Origin of the sequence: Chitinophaga sp. GbtcB8 (genome assembly GCF_019091455.1) — a bacterium.
Lineage (GTDB): Bacteria > Bacteroidota > Bacteroidia > Chitinophagales > Chitinophagaceae > Chitinophaga.
In genome coordinates this window covers 49,480-66,467 of sequence record NZ_JAGXJN010000038.1, presented here as the reverse complement: position 1 = coordinate 66,467, position 16,988 = coordinate 49,480, and the positions used below count along the sequence as shown (strand labels likewise).

Annotated in this window: 9 protein-coding genes and 2 tRNA genes; 8 read left to right on the top strand and 3 right to left on the bottom strand. The window is 48.5% G+C overall.

Annotation, left to right across the window (positions count from 1 at the left end; genetic code table 11):
* Window positions 1-6: 6 nt before the first annotated feature.
* The 3 genes from KVT36_RS25875 (at window position 7) to KVT36_RS25865 (ending at window position 3,133) form a co-directional block, all read left to right on the top strand.
* A complete protein-coding gene (locus tag KVT36_RS25875) occupies window positions 7-1,158 on the top strand; it encodes an NAD(P)/FAD-dependent oxidoreductase (RefSeq protein ID WP_217606344.1) in 1,152 nt (383 codons plus the stop codon).
* Window positions 1,159-1,180: 22 nt separating this feature from the next.
* The gene (locus KVT36_RS25870; RefSeq protein ID WP_217606367.1) at window positions 1,181-2,428 is read left to right on the top strand and encodes an MFS transporter; all 1,248 of its coding nucleotides are present in this window, start codon (window positions 1,181-1,183) and stop codon (window positions 2,426-2,428) included.
* Between the two features lie 75 nt (window positions 2,429-2,503).
* Window positions 2,504-3,133 carry an NAD(P)-dependent oxidoreductase gene (locus KVT36_RS25865; RefSeq protein ID WP_217606343.1) on the top strand — a complete coding sequence of 210 codons (630 nt, stop codon included), beginning with the start codon at window positions 2,504-2,506 and terminating at the stop codon, window positions 3,131-3,133.
* A gap of 156 nt (window positions 3,134-3,289) precedes the next feature.
* Here the strand turns inward: KVT36_RS25865 and KVT36_RS25860 are convergent.
* Both KVT36_RS25860 and KVT36_RS25855 read right to left on the bottom strand, forming a co-directional pair.
* Window positions 3,290-3,373: transfer RNA gene (locus KVT36_RS25860), tRNA-Leu, on the bottom strand.
* A 137-nt stretch (window positions 3,374-3,510) separates the two neighbouring features.
* Window positions 3,511-4,656 (bottom strand): HAMP domain-containing sensor histidine kinase, encoded by a 1,146-nt coding sequence (locus KVT36_RS25855; protein ID WP_217606342.1) that lies wholly within the window; start codon window positions 4,654-4,656, stop codon window positions 3,511-3,513.
* Between the two features lie 223 nt (window positions 4,657-4,879).
* On the opposite strand from KVT36_RS25855, the gene KVT36_RS25850 reads away from it, so the two are divergent.
* The 3 genes from KVT36_RS25850 to KVT36_RS25840 all read left to right on the top strand — a co-directional run bounded on the left by KVT36_RS25850 (window position 4,880) and on the right by KVT36_RS25840 (window position 6,577).
* Entirely contained in the window at window positions 4,880-5,938 is a 1,059-nt protein-coding gene (locus KVT36_RS25850; RefSeq protein WP_217606341.1) for a glycosyltransferase family 2 protein, read from the top strand.
* Window positions 5,939-6,208: 270 nt separating this feature from the next.
* The gene (locus KVT36_RS25845) at window positions 6,209-6,409 is read left to right on the top strand and encodes a hypothetical protein (protein WP_217606340.1); all 201 of its coding nucleotides are present in this window, start codon (window positions 6,209-6,211) and stop codon (window positions 6,407-6,409) included.
* A gap of 95 nt (window positions 6,410-6,504) precedes the next feature.
* A tRNA-Gly gene (locus tag KVT36_RS25840) sits at window positions 6,505-6,577 on the top strand.
* A 54-nt stretch (window positions 6,578-6,631) separates the two neighbouring features.
* On the opposite strand, the gene KVT36_RS25835 is transcribed toward KVT36_RS25840, so the two are convergent.
* The gene (locus tag KVT36_RS25835; RefSeq protein ID WP_217606339.1) at window positions 6,632-10,933 is read right to left on the bottom strand and encodes a hybrid sensor histidine kinase/response regulator transcription factor; all 4,302 of its coding nucleotides are present in this window, start codon (window positions 10,931-10,933) and stop codon (window positions 6,632-6,634) included.
* 246 nt (window positions 10,934-11,179) lie between these two features.
* Between KVT36_RS25835 and KVT36_RS25830 the strand changes: the two genes are divergently transcribed.
* Window positions 11,180-13,585, top strand: coding sequence for a glycoside hydrolase family 31 protein (locus KVT36_RS25830; protein ID WP_217606338.1), 2,406 nt, complete (start codon window positions 11,180-11,182; stop codon window positions 13,583-13,585).
* A gap of 252 nt (window positions 13,586-13,837) precedes the next feature.
* A complete protein-coding gene (locus KVT36_RS25825; protein ID WP_217606337.1) occupies window positions 13,838-16,984 on the top strand; it encodes a TonB-dependent receptor in 3,147 nt (1,048 codons plus the stop codon).
* Window positions 16,985-16,988 lie beyond the last annotated feature (4 nt).

Genomic DNA, 16,988 nt, shown 5'->3' with positions numbered 1-16,988 from the left:
AAAACAATGGCAAATAATTTAATGAACCCGGGAAGTACAAAGCTTCGGGTAGTTATCGCAGGAGGCGGCTTAGTGGGTATGACAGCTGGAATCGCATTCAGGCATTTGGGTGCAGATGTATGTGTGCTTGAACAGGCTTCAGAGATCAGAGCAGCAGGTGCGTCTATTAACTTATGGAAAAATGCATTGGATGTATTTGACGATCTTGGAGTTGGTGAGCAGATCCGTTCTACTGGCACCTCCTTGGAAGCATGGTTCTACGACGCTTCCGGGCAGCGCTTCCGGGCCGCTGGTTTTGATCCTGATGATTATGCCTTCACCCTCTTTTCAAGGCCAATATTGAACACTATACTAGCTGATGCGGCCGGGCGGGAAAATATACTACTAAACAGCAGACTGGCAAGTTTTGAGGAAGGAGACAATAAGGTAACGGTTACATTGACAGACGGCAAAAGGCTCGATGCCGACCTTTTAATTGGAGCGGACGGGGTCTATTCTACGGTGCGCCAGCAAATGCTGCCAGGGCATCCTGCAATGGAGCATAAAGGCCATCATGTCTGGAGAGCTGTCCTTCCGTTAAATGATCAGCAAATTGACAATACGATATTAACCGTCGGAGCTGACCGTACCAGAGGCGGGCTAGCCAAAACTTCGGGCGACCAGGTGTTCTGGATGATTAATCAGTTTGATAGCGCTGAACCCAAAGGAACGAAGAAAGAAGAAGCCTTGCGTCGTGCGCAGAACCTGAATGATGGAAATTGGGGGGAATCACTTATCAGATTGATCGGGTCAACCCCTGAAGATAAGATCTTGTTTAATCAGATCATGTATGTTCCTGAGTTGCCTTTTTGGGTATCAAAGCGTGTAGCGCTTATTGGTGACGCAGCACATGGCCTTTCCCCCCACATCGCGGCAGGCGGTGCATTAGGTATCGAAGACGTAATGGTGCTTACCAATGCTATAAAGGCAGGACCCGATTTGCCTGCTGCGCTTAAGCGCTATCAGACCCAGCGTATGCCTTATTTTGAGACGGTACGCAATTTTTCCAAAGACGTGGAACAGTCGAAGGATTCCAAAGATTTTGCCCGGCGATACGCCGCCTTTACGCATTGGATGCTCAACGACGGTTATAGTGCCGCGCGATTGTCACAATTGTAAAAAATAAATGGTTTGCTCTGTGATGCAAATGTTAAAACATCATACTTTTCGCGCTTTCCAAAACCGGAACTTTGCCCTGTTCTTCGCTGGTCAATCAGTATCACAAATAGGTACCTGGATGCAGCAAACAGCGGTTATCTGGATTGTCTATGCATTTACTCATTCCGCTTCCATGATAGGCGTGGCCGTGTTTGCGCAACTATTTCCCTCATTCCTGCTTTCCATTTTTGGCGGCGTAATTACTGACCGGTATAGCAGGTATAAGATCTTGCTTTTTACCCAAATCGCAGCAATGATGCAAGCAATATTCCTTGCAGCTTTAGTTTTAACTAATCATTATGTAATATGGGAAATACTTTCGCTTAGCGTTGTTCTTGGAGTGATTAATGCGCTTGACGTTCCGGCCCGGCAAACGATCGTACATGAAATGATTAATGATAAAGCAGATCTGACCAACGCTATTTCGCTTAATTCCGCCATGGCAAATTTAGCCAAGCTTACAGGGCCGGCATTATCGGGGCTGATCTTACAGCGTTTTGGTGCAAGTACCTGCTTTATTATAAATGCCATAAGTTTTATTGCTGTGATCAGTTCCCTGCTGCTGATGAAGTTTCCAAAGCACCAGCCACCTCACGTAAAGAAAAAAGTAATTTTCGAATTGGCAGAGGGGTTCCGCTATCTCCGGCAAACGCCCGCTCTCACCGTTATTATCCTGCTTATCGCCTGTCTGAGTCTGCTGATCTTACCTTATGATACGCTGGAGCCGGTCTTTGCTAAAGTAGTTTTTAAAGGGAATGCCGCTACTTACGGCTATATCAGCAGCAGCATCGGTCTTGGTGCATTGACTGGCACATTATTGATAGCATCAGCGCCCAACGGCATCGATCTAAGAAAAATTGTACTGGTAAGCATCGCTATATTGGCTGCTGGATTGATCCTGTTTTCCCAAATGAGAACATTACGTCTGGCGCTGCCATTTGCCTTGATCCTGGGTTTAGGATCCATAACACCCATATCAACAAGTATTACGATCATTCAAATGGAGGCACATCCTCAGATGAGAGGCCGTGTAATGGGCTATGTTGTATTGGTATTCTTCGGAATGTTACCCCTGGGAAGCTTACTTATCAGCACACTTTCACAACAAATAGGCGCTCCGGTAACTATGCTGTGCCAGGGAATTGCAGCCCTTTTGATCACTGCCCTGTTCTATAGACTGTTTAGTAAAAAGCAACTAAGCAGTGCTGGTGTGAACTTTAATGTATACTGAATATGCGATTTGAAAATAATCTCTGTTGCAAAATCTTTCTTCACTAATAAATTAAATTCTAAATAAAGCAGACAAATGAAAATAGCCATCATAGGTGCTTCTGCGGGAATAGGTGCAGAAACTGTAAAGTCCGCATTGAAGCGGGGGCATTCGATCAGGGGACTTTCAAGAAATAATACATCTCTGCCCGAACATGAGTCTTTAACTAAGATAACCGGCACTGCATTATCGGCGGACGATCTTAAAAACGCTATTGCCGGAACGGACGCAGTGATCGTGACTGTTGGGACTAAAAAGAAAAAAGGGACGACCTTGTTTTCCAACCTGGCTAAAACCCTGTTAATGGTCACATCCGAATTGGATTACAAGGGGGCAGTGATTATAGTCACCGGCTTCGGCACCGGCGAAAGCGCCCGTTATTTAACTTTTTTTCTGCGCCTTGTCATCAATCTTTTTTTAAAGGACCAGTATAAGGACAAGACCCTATTAGAAAAAATAATCGCTGAAAGCCCTATGAACTGGGAGTTTGTGAAACCTGGAATGTTAACGAATGGGCCACTAACATCAAACTACAAGGTGATAAGTAAATTATTTAAAGGAGTAAAAATAAACAAGATCTCCAGAGCAGATGTAGCAGATTACCTTGTCAAAGAAGCGGAACATCCAAGGTATTTACATCATCATATTGCGTTAACGGTTGCTTAATCCCGTTTTTATATAAATGATGGCCTTTATTATAAGGAGAGGGGCTATCGCACTCAAAAAGTATTACCGTTTTTATCTCGTGATTTGCAGATAATGGCGACAAAGGGTTTTTAGAAGTAGATAAAAAAAGGGGAAATTGAAAAATTTCCCCTTAAGTGCGGAAGAGGAGATTCGAACTCCCAAGCCCTTTCAGGCACTACCACCTCAAAGTAGCGCGTCTACCAATTTCGCCACCTCCGCATTTGAAGTGGCTGCAAAAATAATCCGTTTTTGAGAATGTACAAATTTATTATCGGCTCCTGCCAACTAAGGTTCAATCCAGCTATGACATTTATACAGTTATCTTAATGCAGCGCTTTATGCATCAGTTAATCCCCCTACTTCCGCAAAATAATCCTGAAAGTAGTTCCCTTACCTAATTCCGATGCCTTTACAAACAGCCGCCCCTTATGGTATTCTTCAATAATACGTTTGGCCAGTGAAAGCCCCAGCCCCCAGCCACGCTTTTTGGTGCTGAAGCCGGGTTTGAACACTTTTTCGTAATAAGGTTTGGGAATACCTTTGCCGGTATCTGTGATGTCGATAGTAATGTCAGTGGGGTGATTATCAATGTAAATATCGATAGCACCTTTGCCTTCCATGGCATCCAGCGCGTTTTTTAGCAGGTTTTCCACTACCCAGTCAAACAGGGGAGGGGATATCATGGCGGGCATGTCTGTATCTTTGGTATGTACGGTAAACTGCACTTTCTGGGGCGCCCGTTTGCGGATATACGCTGTCATGTGCTCTATTTGCGCTACCACGTTCTTTTCCTCCAGCTTGGGCACACTGCCGATCTTGGAAAAGCGGTCGGTGATCAGCTTCAGGCGGTCCACATCTTTACCCAGCTCCGTGACCATGCTGGCGTTGGCTTCGTTCTCTTTCAGTATTTCCAGCCAGGCTTCCATGGAAGATAAGGGGGTGCCCAGCTGATGGGCCGTTTCTTTGGCAAGGCCCACCCATACGAGGTTCTGAGTGGCGCGGTTAGTAGTGGATAAGGCAAATAACACCACGCCAATGAACAGCGTTACCACCAGCAGCTGTATGTAGGGGTAATACCGTACCTGCTTCAGGATCAGGGAATCCCCATAATAAATGTAATTGTAGATCTTTTGTTTGGCATCCACCTCCATGATAAAGGGCGGATGTTTTTTCTTGAAAACGGCCAGCTCGTCCTGCAGGTAGCGGGGATTGCGGCCTTTTACCGTATCAAGGTTGCGGCTGTCAATAATATCGCCGGTTTCGTTGGTTAATATAAGGGGGATGGTAGTGTTGGTGGTTACTATTTCCACGGCCAGGTTCAGGTTGGCGTCTGCCGGCGCCTGTAAAAGCTCCCGGTTGGCTTCTACCCAGGTAGCTACTTTTTTGGTCTCTTCTTCCTGTATCCGTTGGGATAAGCTGCTCACAAACCAGATGGTAGCTACAATGATCACCACCGCCATGGAAACCAATACAAACTTCCAGCCTATATACTGTTTAAACATTTGGGCGTAAGTTAATATAAATCTTTAGTCTATGGTCCATGGTGCATAGCCTGCTGCGCATTTCTGAGTGGGATAGGGCAGGTGGGGTAACCGCACCTCCACGAACGGCCTATCCCACGGCACCAAGCCATGGACTATGGACCATCGGCCATGGACTACTCACTCTCGACTTTTCTGCTATATTTGCAACGCAAAATATTCATCACGCGTAAACGAAGAGCTGTTGTCCGTATTGCCATCAGTAGCCGTAGTCATTCTTAACTGGAACGGGAGGGGGTTTTTGGAAAAATTCCTGCCTTCGGTATGCCAGTCCACTTACGGCAACCTGGAATTGTACCTGGCCGACAACGCCTCTACAGACGACAGCGTTGCCTTTACCCAAACCCATTTTCCGCAGGTAAAGATCATCCGGAACCCATCCAACAATGGTTTTGCCGGTGGTTATAACGAGGCTTTACAGCATGTGCAGGCGGATATCTATGTGCTTCTGAACCAGGATGTGGAGGTATCTCCCGGCTGGATAGAGCCCGTGGTGGCCCTTATGCAGCAAGATCCGCAAATAGCCGCCTGCCAGCCCAAGCTGCGCGCTTATTACCAGCAGGATGAGTTTGAGTATGCCGGCGCTGCCGGTGGCTGGATGGATATTCTGGGTTATACCTTTTGCCGCGGCCGTATCCTTTACACCACGGAAAAAGACAAGGGGCAGTATGATGATGTGCAGGATGTGTTCTGGGCTACCGGTGCAGCACTGTTCATCCGCTCCAAATGTTTTCATGAAGTAAAGGGTTTTGATGCCGATTTCTTTGCGCATATGGAAGAGGTAGATCTCTGCTGGCGGCTGCAGCGTGCCGGCTACCGCATCAGCTACTGCCCGGATTCGCTGGTATATCATGTAGGCGGGGGCAGCCTGCCCCAGGGTAACCCGCGTAAGCTGTACCTCAACTTTCGCAATAACCTGATGATGTTGTGGAAGAACCTGCATCCGTTCGACCGCTGGATTGTGCTGTCACAAAGGTTCTTCCTGGATGTGCTGGCAGCTGTAAAAAGCCTGGTAGCGGGCAAACCGAAGGATATGACGGCCATTATACGCGCCTATAAGGATTATCATAAGTGGCGCCGTAAATATGACCTGAAGCAGGATCATCTGCCCTGGAAAAAGCTGCTGGATATGCAGGGCGTATTCCATGGTATTATGATCTGGCGTTATTACTTCCTGGGCCGTAAAGAATTTTCCAAGCTGGAGCATGAGAAGGAACGCCAAACGCGGAATACTGAACGTTAAATGCGCTTAACGCTTAATGCTACACACCCCGCAGCATCATAAACTGCTTACCAGGCATATCACGGAATGCTGAACGCAGAGTGCAGAACACTAAAAGCTAAAAGCTAAACGCTTCCCGTGACCTTAACGCTTAACACTGAGCACCTAAAGCATAACACAATGGCATTAAGCGTTCAGCGTTAAGCATTAAGCCTTCATCCAGTTTTTTTCAAATATTACTTTGATTATTATTTGACATAGTGTAAGTTTGCACCGCGAAAAGAATAAATCATGGAACAGAATACAGTAGAAAATAAGAACGATTTTTCCCAGAACTGGGTTAGCTCTTCCCGTTTCCTTTTTTATGTAACAATATTTTGCACGCTGGCTTTTGTATTAGGCGGCTGCTACAAGCTGTATCAACACCGTTACCCGGGTAAACCAGAAGTGGCCGTACCGGAAAGCACACTGTACAATCCTAAGTATAAATAATTTGGTTATTTCAAATACTTCCTTATTTTTGCAATCCCAATTTCAAAAATAAGCAGGTATCAAAACTTGCAAATAACTGAAGTTCTTTTAATAATGCGGAAGTAGCTCATTTGGTAGAGCACGACCTTGCCAAGGTCGGGGTGGCCGGTTCGAGCCCGGTCTTCCGCTCTCAGGTAAAGACCTGACAGGTTGCAAAACTTGTCAGGTCTTTTTGTTTTATACTCATCCCGCTTTTACCTTCTTCAGATAAGCCGACGGTGGAATACCGAACTGCGCTTTAAAACATTTACTGAAATAGAACGGATCATTCATCCCCACCTTATACGTTACTTCCGATACTGTGTAATCTCCTGTATTCAACAGCTCTGCCGCCTGTTTTAACCGTACCAGCCTTATGTATTCATTAGGGGAGTAACCCGTAAGCCCTTTTACTTTTTTGTAGAACAGCGTGCGTCCCAGCTTCACGGCAGCAGCAAATTCGTCTACTGAAAATTGGGTGTTATCCAGGTTACGGGTAATAATAAAATGTAGGCGGTCCAGGAATTTTTTGTCGGCCTCATGTTCCGCAATGTTCACTTCAAAAAAGCCGGGATCATTGGAGAAACGTTTACGGATCTTTTCCCGCTGCTCAATAATACGGATGATGTTGGTGAGCAGAAAACGGGTGCTGAAGGGTTTTGCTATATAGGCATCCGCACCGGCATCCACGCCCTGCAGCTGGTGTTCGCCGGAGCTAAGGGCCGTTAGCAGCACCACCGGTATATGGCAGGTCTGGAACTCATTACGTATGCGGCGGGTAATTTCAAAACCATTCATCTCCGGCAGCATTACATCGCACACTACCAGGTCCGGCGCGGTTTCTATGGCCAGCGCCAAACCTTCCCGCCCATTGTTGGCGGTATATACATGAAAGTACTGGCTTAATTGGGAAGAGAGGTAATCGCAAATATCCGGGTTATCTTCTATCACCAGGATCTTATAACGGGAGGTAGGTTCCGGCAGCTCCATCCCCGTTGCATCCGGTATATAGTCAATGAGTGAAGAGGGGTTATGAGGATGATCAGCCACCGTATCCGGTGCTGCCAGGTCTTCCGGGGTGTACGCCGTTTTAGAAAGAGGTAGGGTAATAGTAAAGGTCACGCCGGTATCCGGGTTATTATGGAAATCAATATATCCCTTGTGCAGCTCTACTAATTCTTTGGTGAGCGATAACCCTATACCCGTTCCCGTTGGAGAGAAGTCGAGTTGGGTGAACCGCTGGAAGATCTGTTCCCGCCTGCTTTCGGGGATGGAAATACCGGAATCTGATACCTGCACCTGCAGGGTGCCCGCGCTTTCGTTCACTATTACATTTACCGCAATGCTGCCGCCTGCAGGCGTAAATTTATGTGCGTTGGATAAAAGGTTGTACAACATTTTATCCAGCTTATTATCATCTACCCACATCGTGTATTCGGGCACGTTACTATGGAACTGCAGGTGAATATGTTTTTGTTCCGCCAGGTCATTAAAGCTGTCGCAAAGCTCCTGTAACAGGTTAATAACAGGCAGCTCCTGTAATTGCAGCTTCATACGCTGGTGCTGGATCTTGCGGAAGTCCAGCAGCTGGTCTATCAGCCGCATTAAGCGATGCACATTCTTTTGCATAATGTGCAGATGTTTGCCGGTTTGCCAGGCGCTTTGTTTGCCGGGCAGCAGGTTTTCCATGGCGCTTACAATTAAGGAAAGCGGCGTGCGGAACTCGTGGGAAATGTTGGTGAAAAAGTTCAGCTTATATTCCGTTAGCTCCTTTTCCAGCGCCACAGCATGCTGCAGGCGGTTAATGCGCTGCCGCACTATACGGATGCCAAAGAACAGCCCTGCAATAACCAACGCATATAACAGGAATGCCGGGTTAGAACGCCAGAAGGGCGGCAGCACGGTAATGTGTATGCTGGCTTCCTGCCGGCTCCAGCTGCCATCATTGTTAGTGCCTTTTACGCGGAAAGTATATTCTCCCGGCGGCAGGTTGCGGTAAGTGGCAATGTTATAGCTGGTAGGCGTGTTCCATTCTTCTTCATAATTCTCCAGTATATAAGTGTATTTATTTTTCTGTGGGTTGCGGAATGCCAGCGCGGCAAATTCAAGGCTGAACACTCTTTGGTTAGGTTCCAGTTTTATTTCAGCAGGAAGTGTATTGGCCTGTTTTTGTGTAGTGCCTGCAATACTAAACCCGGTAAGCACCACCGGCGCATCCAGGCTGTCTGTTTTCATGCGCGCGGGCAGGCAGCTGTAAAAGCCATCCATGCTGCCCCATAGCTGCTGCCCGTTGCGGCGCTTGCAGCAGGAGGCTTCTGCAAACAGGTTGCCCAGCGTGCTGTTGGAAAAATAGAAGACCTCAAAAGTATTTTTGTCCGGGTTAAAACGGGTCAGGCCATTTTCAGTGCTTACCCACAGGTCACCCTGATCGTCTTCCAGCAGCCCGTTTACAATATCATTGGAAAGGCCTTGCTGCGTGGTATAGGTTTCAAAATAAGCACTACGTGTGCCCGTACCAGGTATAAAATGGCAAAGGCCGCCGCCGTAAGTGCCTACCCACAAACGCCCGTGGTGATCTTCACACAGGGTTTTGATCACATTGCTGGTAAGGCCGTTCGGGTTGTTCTGGTCAGATTGGTATACCTTAAAGTCGTTGGGTTTTGCCGGGTTAAATACTACCAGCCCGTTATTGGTGCCGGCCCATATTTGTCCTGCGCGGTCCTGCAGTAAACAGCGTATATCCTTCAGCGTTTCATGAGCGCCCAGGAAATTGGTAAAGGTGATCTGGCTGCCGCCTTTGTACGCAGCCAGGTTAAAACCCGCGCCAAACGTGCCTATCCACATGCGTTGCTGCCGGTCCTGCAAAAGGGCGTACACCAGGTTATTCTGATTACCCCCGCCTGCCGGCTCCGGTAAGGTAAAATGCCGTGCCGGCCGTTGCAGGGAGTCAAGGTGGGTAATATATAAACCTTGCCCTTTGGTGCCTAACCAGATGTAACCGCGCGCATCTTCCTGTATGCAATATACATTGGGCGTTTGCCGGGGAAACAGGTGGTTCAGGGTGCGGATCTGCTGCAGCTGGCTGTTATACAGGTTCAGCGATCCGTTCTTGGTGCTTACCCATATATTACCACGGCTGTCTTCAAACAACGTTTTTACAATATTGGCGCTGTAATGTTTGGGCGTGCTTGGGTCCGGGTAAAAGTGCGATACGGTAAACGACTGCGGCATCAGCTTATTCAGCCCCGTATGTTCAGTGCCTACCCATACCAGCCCCGAGCGGTCGGCCAGCACGCTTAACAGGTAATTGGAGCTTAGCCCGTTGGCATTACCGGCATTGTAATCAAAATGCTGCAGCGAATCTGTACGGCGGTTATAACAATACAGGCCGCCCCCATAGGTGGTGATCCAGGTATTGTCTTTATTATCCGTGTGAATGGTAAAGCGGTCATCATCCACACGCGCTATCACCTGCGGCGCTATCAGGTTAAAACGCCTGCTCCGCTGCTGCAGGGTATCATAATACCATACGGCGCCGGAGTGGTTGTTGATCCAGATGGCTTGTTGCGGGCTTTTCACCAGGTCTATATGCCCGGGTATGGTTTCCCCAAACACGGTGCTGGCAGGCGTTACGTGCCCGGTATTGAGCTGTAATACAAATGCGCCGGACCGGGAAGTGCCCAACAGCAGCTGTTGATGGTTCAGCAAAGCTCCGCTGGTAAGGGATAATGACTGATCCATGCGCAATGCGCTAAAGGTGCGGCGCTGTAAATGGTAGGTAAATACGCCGTTGTTCCGCGTAATAAAATATAACTGGTCTTTTCCGGGTATGGTTTGCAGAAAATCAGCTTCCGGGGGTGATTGTTGAAATACGGTCAGCATTTTCCCTGCCGCATCTAATTTATGCAAACGTTTGCTGGTACCCACCCATAAATGGTGATCGTCATCTTCAAAAATAAAATTTACGGTGGGGGTATTATACTGTTGTGTTACAAACTTGCCCTGCTTATACTGAATACGCAGGCAGCCGGTGCTATGCCCATATAGCCAGATGTCGCCATTGGCAGCTGCAAAATACTGATCGTACGCAGGCGCCTTATTGTCATTGGTAAATTCAATGAAATCCTCCCGGGCCGGATCAAAACAATGAAAACGCCCTTCAAATGTTTTTACCCAGATAAATCCATGCTGGTCCTCATGCAGCTCGCGGATCCGCGTGTCGCTGATGGAGTGCGGGTTGCCGTACTCCGGCCGGTACACAATAAATTTTTTGCCGTCATAGCGGTTCAGGCCATTAAGGGTACCGATCCAGATAAACCCTTTTTTATCCTGCATCAGGCAGCGTACCGTGTTTTGGGAAAGACCGTCGTGGGTGGTCAGCTGTTCCAGGCATACATTATTACTTAACCCGGTTTTGGCAGTGGGGTGGATAGTGAGCGCAGCGGTAAGGGTTTGAGTAAATAACAAGCTGCTGCAAATGGTTAGAACGCATTTCAGGAATTGCATAACGATATTTAACAGAATTTATAAAGTCCCGGATCCCGGTTTTTCAATTCATCTGCACTTTTCCAGGTCTGAAGATCCAGCATACTGAATTTGGCATTTTAAATGGTAAGATCCATCCTATGCTTTCCTACTGGGCCTGTTGCCGGTACATTTTTACAGCATAAAGTCAATTTTTCCATGTCGCAGCCTCCTTTTTACAGGCAACTTTACAGGCAGGCATTCCTTCACTTACAATTACGCGGAAATATGTTCAGGACCATTATCACCCTTTGCACGGCTTTCTGTATCGGCTCATTGGCTGCACAAGCGCAGGTGGGCAGCTACCAGCAGGATTTTTCGAGGAAAGGCAACATTTTTTATTTCACCACTACCCAGGCCCGGGTGCAGCTGGAATTTTGTACAGCTGCCATGTTCCGGGTGAGAATGAGCCGCAGCGGCACTTTTGCGCCGGACGAGCCATGGATGGTGGTACAATATCAATGGGGGGAGCTGCCGGTACAGGCAACAGAAACAGGAGAGGCTTTCCGGTTCAGTACTGCTGCCCTGCAAATTGTGGTGAACAAAAAACCGTTTAACATTAATGTATATACTGCCGATGGAAAATTACTGTCTGAAGAACCCGCTGATGGCGCTGTGCTCTCCGGCGACACTACCCTTTGCCGCAAAACATTGCAGCCGGATGAGCATTTCTTTGGTTTCGGGGAGCGTATGGATTTCCTGGACCGGCGCGGCAAAAAGCTGCAGCTGAATGTGGGCCGCGGCGCCGGCATGCCGCATATTACCGGCGCCTACAATGTGCTGGCGGCCAATTACAGCCCCATTCCCTTTTTTATGAGCACCCGGGGTTACGGCATTTTCCTGCATACTTCTGCTGCTACGGAGTGGGATATGGGCAGCACCCGCCCGGACCAATACACCTTTGCTGCGCAAGGTAAAGGGGAGCTGGATTACTATTTTATTTATGGTCCCCGCTTTGCCGGTATCCTGGAGCAATATACCGCGCTCACAGGCCGCTCGCCCCTGATGCCGCTTTTTGCCATGGGCCTGCATGTGGGTACTTACAGTGGCGGCACCTGGGGGCATGAGCAGCTTACCTCCGCTGCTTATGTGCTGGCGCTGGCCCGCCGTTTCCGGGAGCTGGGCATACCGGTAGATCTTTTGTTCCTGGACTCTACCTGGCGCCTCTTTGGCAAAAATGGCGGCAAAGGCGCTACCAGTTTTGAGTGGCGGGAAACCTTCCACAACCCGCGCGCTATGATGGACAGCCTGTATGCGCTGCACTATAACATGGTGGGGCTGCACATCCGCCCCCGGCTGGATAACGGTTTGCACAATCACCTGCTGGATAGCGCTGCCGCCCTGGGTTATACCTATCCTGAAAACGGCCGGCCCGGTGAGTTTGTGAACTTTTTTGACAGCACGGCCGTAAGCTGGTGGTGGCAAAATGCAGCCATGAAAGTGGCCCGCATCGGTGCAAAATTCTTTAAAACAGATGAGGGCAGCGCCTTTGGGCACCTGGCCAATGAGAGTAATAAAACGGGTCCTACAGATGAGAAGGCCCGTGCGCTGCACAATGTTTTCCCCATTGCGTACGCTAAAGCGGCCTATGAAAATTTTGCAGCGTATAATCATTTGCGTGGTATGAACCATACGCGCGAAGGGTATGCCGGTATACAGCGTTATCCTTTCATTTTTGCCGGCGACTGGCCCAGTGAGTGGCAGTACTTTGAGCCGGTTATAAAAGCAGGCCTTAATATCGGGTTATCCGGCGTAGGCTACTGGGCCCACTGTATGGGCGGTTTTGAGCACCCGGCCGATCCGGAGCTGTACATCCGCTGGTGCCAGTTCGGCATGTTAAGCCCTGTAGCCATGGTATTTGGTATGGATCATCCGGGGTACAAAGAGCCCTGGAATTATGGCAAGGAAGCGCAGGTTATTTTTAAGCAATATGCCCGCCTGCGTTACCAGCTGTTGCCTTACTTATACAACCATGCATATGAAATGTACACTACCGGCATGCCGCTCATGCGTGCGCTGGTGCTGGATTACCAGGATGATGTGAATGTGTACAACATTACAGACCAGTACCTGCTGGGCAGCAGCCTAATGGTATGCCCGGTTACGCAAAAAGGCGCTGCTACCCGCACGGTGTATTTGCCACAAGGCAGGTGGATAGATTACTGGACCGGTAAAACCTATCCCGGCAAGCAATACCTGAACGTGCTTACACCGCTGGATAAAATACCACTGTTCATAAAAGCAGGCAGCATTATTCCCACCCAGGCGCCGCTGCAATATGTAGGGGAAAGGATCATTGATACACTAACGCTGGATATATATCCCGGCGACAGCGCCAGCTGCCGCCTGTATACAGATGATGGTAAAAGCCTGTTATACCAGCAGGGGCAGTTTGCCATTACCAGCATTCACAGCCAAACTTCAGAAGATAATATTGCTATTACCATACAGCCGGCAGCAGGCCCTTATCACAGCCCGCTGAAAACCTTTGAGCTGAAAGTACACCTGGCTGAAAAACCAAAGGCTGTAACTGCCGCTAAGTGGCAGTATGATGCGGCCGCTAAGGTGTTGTATGTACGCGATGTGCCGGCCGGAGCTGAAAACCGCATAACCATACAGGGAAACTACCAATAATCACAGGCAATTGTACAATACTCCATGGCGGGGAGGCATACTGGTGGCTAATTTAGGTGAATGAGTTATTGAACATGGAGCCACTCAATAATAATCGCCAAAAAGAAATGAAACGTATTGCAAGGCTGCAAATGCTGGAGAAGTTATTAATACTCGTATTCATCATTGTTTGTGTACTGTTCTATTATCTCCTGTTATGAAAGGGGCATTCCGTTGGCTTAACCGCTAATTAAACTTGAAAAATTCCGCAACATGAAAAATGTTACTTCTCACTATTTAAGGTGGCTGTTATGCAGTTTGCTTTTACTGCCGCAGTCATTTACCTATGCTTTTCAAAAAGATAACCGCATCAGCGGGCAGGTATTGGATGAGCAGGATCATGCTCCGCTGCCCGGTGTGAATGTGCGTATTAAGGGCAGCAACAAAGGCATTTCCACTGATGCAACCGGCCATTTTACCTTTGCTGCAAACGCAGGCGCTGTGCTGGTATTCACCTATGTAGGGTACGATACGCAGGAGGTAACGGTGTCGGGCACACGTAATATTACGGTTAACCTGTTAAAGAGTAACCAGGGCCTGAATGAAGTGCTGGTGGTAGGTTACGGCACACAAAAGAAAGCCAATGTAACCGGCGCTATTGCTACACTGAATGCGCAGCACCTGGATGAGCGGCCCATTGCCCGTGTTGACCAGGCGCTGGTAGGGCAAATGGCCGGCGTACAGGTAAAACAGATCAGTGGCGCACCTGGTAAGGGTTTCCAGATAAAGGTAAGGGGCACCGGTTCTATTAATGCCGGTACAGAACCCCTGTACGTGATAGATGGTTTTCCGCTGGAAGTAGCCAGCGCCAGTGCCAGCGGCGGTTTTTCGCAGGGCTCAGCGCTGGATAATATCAATCCTAATGATATTGCTTCCGTGCAGGTTTTAAAGGATGCTTCTGCCGCGGCTATTTACGGTTCCCGTGCAGCCAACGGCGTAGTGATCATCACCACCAAATCCGGCAAGGCAGGCAAGAACCGTATGGAGTTCAATACCTATGTGGGCTGGCAGCAAACCCTTAAAAAGCTGGACATGCTCTCTGCAGAAGAGTGGATAGACCGTGCCCGCGAGATCATTGATTATAACTATGTAAATCCTGCGCTGGGCCGCCTTGCTACAGACGATCCTGCCCTGCGCAGGCAAAAGCTGGGTGGTTTTGATTTCTCCAAGATCTATGATGCACGCTGGTACCAGCCGGGGCACCCGGGTTTGCGGTATGTTAACTGGCAGGATGAGCTGTTTCAAAAAGGCCTGGTGCATAGTTACCAGCTGTCTGCTTCAGGTGGTACGGATAAAATAACGTACCGCATTTCCGGCGATTACCTGAACCAGGATGGTATTGTGATCTATACCGGTTATAAGAGATATTCTTTCCGCTCTAATGTGAACCTGAAGGTAAATGACCGTATTAACCTGGGCCTTAACCTGGCGCCTTCTTATGGCGTAGTTACAGATCCTGGTGCAGAAGGTAAGGATGCGCAATTGCATAAAGCCGTTAGCGCCACCCCTATTGTAGAAGACAGCGTGGGCCTGGAAACCGGCGTGGTGCCCAATGCGCGGTATGCCTGGGCCAGCTCCACCATAAGCCCTGTAGCGGTGTTACGGGAGCAGATGGGAGAGGAGCGCACCCTGCGTACCTTGGGCAGTATTTATGGAGATTATAAATTGTTTGATGGATTGGTGTTTAAATCCACGCTGAACATAGATAATGCAGATTACCGCCGTAAAGCATTTTCACCCAGTATAATCAGGAACGGGAACCCGGGTACCGGCTCCTCCCGCACTTTCCGTAAAACCACGCTGGTAAATGAAAACACCTTATCGTATAATAAAACCTTTGGCAGCCATGATATAGCGGCAGTAGCCGGTTATTCCTTTAACCAGACTAATTTTGAAGAAGCGCGCATAGGAGGTTCCAACTACAGCACCGATGATATTTATACCCTGAACGGCGCTACTACCCTGACACTATCAGACACGTATACACGCGAAACTAAGAACGTCCTCATCTCTTACTTTGGCAGGGTGCAGTATGGTTTCCGCGATAAATATTTGCTTTCAGCCTCTATCCGCCGCGATGGTTCTTCCCGTTTTGGGGCCAATACCAAGTGGGGTGTTTTCCCCGCTGTATCTGCTGGCTGGCGGGTGCTGGAAGAGCCTTTTATGAAAAACATTGGCGCAGTGAGTGAGCTGAAGCTGCGCGGCAGCTGGGGCCTTTCAGGCAATAATAACATTGGCGATTTCAGCCAGATAGGCTTGCTGGGTTTTTCCAATTATGTGTTAGGCACCGGCGAAGGCGCGCTGGTAAAAGGACAAACCGCTACCAACATTCCCAATCCTGACCTGGGCTGGGAAAAATCAGAAACCATAGATGCAGGGCTGGACCTGGGTTTGTTTGATAACCGCATTTTCCTGTCATTTGATTATTACCGCAAGCTGAATACAGACCTGTTGTTAAGTATACCGGTGGCAGCTGTTACCGGTTTCAGCACCGCAATTACCAACATTGGTAAAGTGCGTAATAAAGGCTGGGAGCTGGAGCTCTCCACCCGCAACTTTACCGGTGCATTTGAGTGGACCACTAATATGAACCTGAGCCATAACACCAATAAAGTGTTGCAGCTGGGACCTAACAACACGCCTATCATCTTTGGCAATTTCGATAACATGGGCCATCACATTACTACCGTAGGCCAGCCCATTGGCGCTTTTTATGTGCTGGAAAATATAGGCATCCTGAAAACAGCTGCAGAAGCGGCATCCAGCACCATTATACCAGGCGAGGAAGCAGGTGACCCCAAATATCTTGATGCTAACAACGACAAAGTGATTGATGTAAAAGATGCGGTGATCCTGGGGCAGCCTGACCCTACTTATGTTTGGGGCATCACTAATAATTTTAACTACAAGGGGTTTGATCTCAGCTTCCTGTTCCAGGGGCAGTGGGGCAACAAGATCTATTCTACGTTTGGCCGTGCTATTGACCGGCAGGGCAGCGGTATTTCAGATAATTCGCTGGGTATCTGGCGGGACCGCTGGCGTTCGGAAGCAGATCCCGGTAATGGTATTGTGCCCAAGGCCAATCCAATCAAATACGGCCGCCTGAAGGATTCCCGCTGGTTATACAATGCCAGCTATTTCCGTTTGCGCACTGTTACGCTGGGATACAACTTATCGCGTTTGCTGAAGCATATTCCCGGCGTAAATAGCGGCCGCATTTATATGTCGGCAGAAAATGTGTGGGGTAAAGATCATTACAACGGCGGCTTTAACCCGGAAGCTATCAATGATTCCGGGGATGATTATGGCGCATTCCCTTTGGCAAAATCTTACATTCTTGGTCTTAACATTTCATTCTGATCCT

What these genes read in the sequence shown, in the direction of transcription:
- KVT36_RS25875 (WP_217606344.1), top strand. Translation starts at nt 7, where the DNA reads ATGGCAAATAATTTAATGAACCCGGGAAGTACAAAGCTTCGGGTAGTT.
- KVT36_RS25825 (WP_217606337.1), top strand. Translation starts at nt 13,838, where the DNA reads ATGAAAAATGTTACTTCTCACTATTTAAGGTGGCTGTTATGCAGTTTG.
- KVT36_RS25845 (WP_217606340.1), top strand. Translation starts at nt 6,209, where the DNA reads ATGGAACAGAATACAGTAGAAAATAAGAACGATTTTTCCCAGAACTGG.
- KVT36_RS25835 (WP_217606339.1), bottom strand. Translation starts at nt 10,933, where the DNA reads ATGCAATTCCTGAAATGCGTTCTAACCATTTGCAGCAGCTTGTTATTT.
- KVT36_RS25855 (WP_217606342.1), bottom strand. Translation starts at nt 4,656, where the DNA reads ATGTTTAAACAGTATATAGGCTGGAAGTTTGTATTGGTTTCCATGGCG.
- KVT36_RS25830 (WP_217606338.1), top strand. Translation starts at nt 11,180, where the DNA reads ATGTTCAGGACCATTATCACCCTTTGCACGGCTTTCTGTATCGGCTCA.
- KVT36_RS25870 (WP_217606367.1), top strand. Translation starts at nt 1,181, where the DNA reads ATGCAAATGTTAAAACATCATACTTTTCGCGCTTTCCAAAACCGGAAC.
- KVT36_RS25865 (WP_217606343.1), top strand. Translation starts at nt 2,504, where the DNA reads ATGAAAATAGCCATCATAGGTGCTTCTGCGGGAATAGGTGCAGAAACT.